Below are 3491 nucleotides of genomic sequence, written 5' to 3' on the forward strand. Positions count from 1 at the left end.
GCACCCAGTCCCGCTCGGGATGGGCGCGAATTTCGTCATAGAGCGCCACGGCATGGATGATGTTGAGCAACTGCCGCTTGTATTCGTGGATACGCTTGATCTGCACGTCAAAGAGCGCATCTGGCGACACCGTCACGTTGATCCGGTCCTTGATCAGCTTGACCAGCCGCTCCTTGTTGGCGCGCTTCACCGCTGCAAACTGTTTCTGGAAACCAGGGTCTTCGGCATGCGCGCCAAGACCATGGAGCTTGTCGATGTCATCGAGAAAGTCCGGCCCGATCCGGTCGGTGATCAGCTTGGTCAAGCCAGGGTTACACTGCATCAACCAGCGCCGCGGCGTAATGCCGTTGGTCTTGTTGTTGATGCGCTCGGGATAGAGTTTGTGCAGGTCCGCAAACACGGTCTGCTTCATCAGCTCGGTATGAAGCGCTGAAACGCCATTGATCGAATGCGACCCGGCAAAGGCCAGCTGGCCCATGCGCACGCGGCGCCCGCCATGCTCATCTATCAGTGAAACCGCAGCGATCTGCTGGTCGGTGAATTTGGCCCGGCCACGCGCCTCCGCCAAAACTTCGGCATTGATCTGGTAGACGATCTGCATGTGCCGCGGCAGAAGCCGCTCCAACAGCGCCACCGGCCAGCTTTCGAGCGCCTCGGGCAGCAGCGTATGGTTGGTATAGCCAAACGTGCCCTTGGTCAGCTTCCACGCCTGCTCCCACTTCATCCCGTTGTCATCCATCAGGATGCGGATGAGTTCCGCCACCGAAATGGCGGGATGGGTGTCGTTGAGCTGAATGGCCACCTTGTCCGGCAACGAGCCGAGATCGCCATATTGCTGCAGGTGTCGGCGCACGATGTCCTGAAGCGAGGCGGAGGAGAAGAAGAACTCCTGGCGCAGCCGCAGTTCCTGCCCCGCCGGGGTTGAATCGGCCGGGTAAAGAATCCGCGTAATCGCCCCTGCCTTCGCGCTTTCTTCCAATGCGCCGATGTGGTCGCCGGAGTTGAACTTGTCGAGGAGGATCGGATCGATCGGCTGCGCGCTCCACAGCCGCAGCGTATTCACGCGGCTACCGCGCCACCCGACGATCGGGGTGTCATAGGCCACCGCCAGCAGGTGTTCGTTCGGCCGCCATTCGTGCCGCACCGTCCCATCGGGATCGGTGATCGGCTCGACATGACCGCCGAAGCCGACCTCATAGGCGCTTTCGCGGCGTTCGAATTCCCACGGATTGCCGTGAGCAAGCCAGTCTTCCGGCAGTTCGACCTGCCAGCCCTCGCTCATTTCCTGGCGGAAAAGGCCATGGACGTAGCGAATACCATAGCCATAGGCCGGGATTTTCACCGTCGACATGGATTCGAGAAAACACGCCGCCAGACGACCAAGGCCGCCATTGCCCAGCGCCGCATCGGGCTCGAGATTGATCAGGTCGCCCAGATCGACATTGAGGTTCTTCAGCGCCTGCTGAACCGGCTCCATCAGACCGACATTGCTGATCGCGTCGCGCATCAGCCGGCCAATCAGGAACTCAAGGCTTAGATAGTAGACGCGCTTGTTGGACGTGCGCCAGGTCTCGCGCGAACTCTCCATCCAGCGGTCCATGATGCGGTCACGCACGGCCAGGATGGTGGCTCGCAACCAGTCATGAGGACGCGCGACAATCGGGTCCTTGCCGACCGAATAGATCAGCCTTTCAAGGATTTCTGCCTGAATGGCTTCAACGGTTGAGGCACGGGGCTCGGGCGTCGGAGCATCGTAGACGATCGGTTTTTGCGGCATATCGCAATCCAGTGTTCATGACGATGTTCCCCTCTAATGTGCTCACTCTTGCACTTAATTTGTGCATCGGAAAGCCCCCTTCGAGAGGAGAAGGTTAGGTGCCCTGAGCGGGCACGGAATGGGCTACGGCATCCTCTGCGCTCTCCTCGGAAACCAGCACGCCGCTCTCGCGCGCCTGGTCCTGAGCGTTGCTGATCAGCAGCCGGTTGAGGTTTCGCCAGTCTTCGCCACCGAGCTGCAGTTCGAACCGCTGACGGTCGCGAGCACGCACGCCCTCGATGATCTCGCTGGCCTCTTCCTCGCTCGCGCCGAGCAGTTCGATGGCGGCGCCACCGAACGACACCGCCGACTCAAAGGTCTCGCGCAACTGGTATTCGACACCCGCCCGGATCAGCTCGATGCCGTGCGGACGGTCGAAAGCACGCGCCATCACCCGCGCCAGCGGGAACTCGTCCCGCAGCAGCTCGGCAATGCGCGTCGTTTGCTCTCTCTGGTCGGTACAGATCAGGATCAGGTCCGCCGTGCTCGCCCCTGCGGCATGCAGGATATCAAGCCGCGTACCGTCACCGTAATAGACCTTGAAGCCGATCTGCGCTGCGGCGCGGATCATGTCGGTGTCATTGTCGATGATCGAAACCGAATGGCGCATGGCAAGGAGCGGCTGGCTGGCGATCTGCCCGAAGCGTCCGAAGCCGATGATCAGCACGCGATTGTTGAGACCATCCACCGCCTCGACGCCAACCATCGATTCCACCCGCTTTGGCATCAGGTAGCGCAGGCCGATCATAGCGAACGGCGTCAGCACCATCGAGATGATGACCGTAGCCGTGAAGATGGCATTGCTCGGTCCATCGATCAGCCCCGCCGAAACGGCGGTCGTATAGAGCACGAAGGCAAATTCGCCGCCCTGCCCCATCAGCACCGCTCGCTCCAGTGCCTCGCCATGGCTGGAGCGCAGCAACCGCGCAATCACATAGATCGCGACCGCCTTGACCAGCATGAAGGTCAGAACGCTGATGGCAATGAGCTGCCAGTTATCGCCCACGATCGACAGATCAAGCGACATCCCGACGGCCAGGAAAAACAACCCGAGCAACAGCCCGCGGAACGGCTCGATATCAGCCTCAAGCTGATGCCTGAACGTCGAGGTGGACAGCAGTACGCCTGCAAGGAACGCGCCCATGGCCATGGAAAGCCCGCTCACCTGGAACAGCAATGCCGCGCCCAGCACGACGAGCAAAGCTGCCGCCGTCATCACCTCGCGCGCCCTAGACGACGCGAGCAGCGCAAACAGTGGATTCATCACGCGCTGCCCCAGCACGATCAGCAACAGAATAGCGCCGATGGCGCTGCCAAAGCCGATGGCACGCGTCAGCATGGATTGATCCGCGGCGGTCGGCGCCAGGATTGCAACCACGGCCAGCAGCGGCACGATGGCGAGGTCTTCAAGCAGCAGGATGGAAACCATCTTCTGCCCACTCTCGGACGCCAGCTCGCCGCGCTCCGAGAGAATCTGCATGACGATCGCAGTCGAGGTCAGCACGAACCCCATGCCGAAAATAAAGGCCACAACCGGCGCAAAACCAAGCAGCAACCCAACCCCGGTCAGCAACAGACCGCAGCAGGCGACTTGCACGACCCCGAGCCCAAAGATCTGCTTGCGCAAGGCCCAGAGCTTGCTCGGCTCCATTTCGAGCCCGATGATGAAGAGGAA

Annotated in this window: 2 protein-coding genes; both read right to left on the reverse strand. The window is 61.1% G+C overall.

What is annotated here, in order from left to right:
• Nucleotides 1-1777: glycogen/starch/alpha-glucan family phosphorylase (gene glgP, locus ABW043_RS22025; protein ID WP_353923338.1), on the reverse strand; the 1777-nt coding region annotated here is incomplete at its 3' end.
• A 94-nt stretch (nucleotides 1778-1871) separates the two neighbouring features.
• Nucleotides 1872-3491 (reverse strand): cation:proton antiporter domain-containing protein (locus ABW043_RS22030; protein ID WP_353923339.1); only part of this gene is annotated, 1620 nt, incomplete at its 5' end.

The organism is Devosia sp., from assembly GCF_040509215.1.
Classification (GTDB): Bacteria; Pseudomonadota; Alphaproteobacteria; order Rhizobiales; family Devosiaceae; genus Devosia.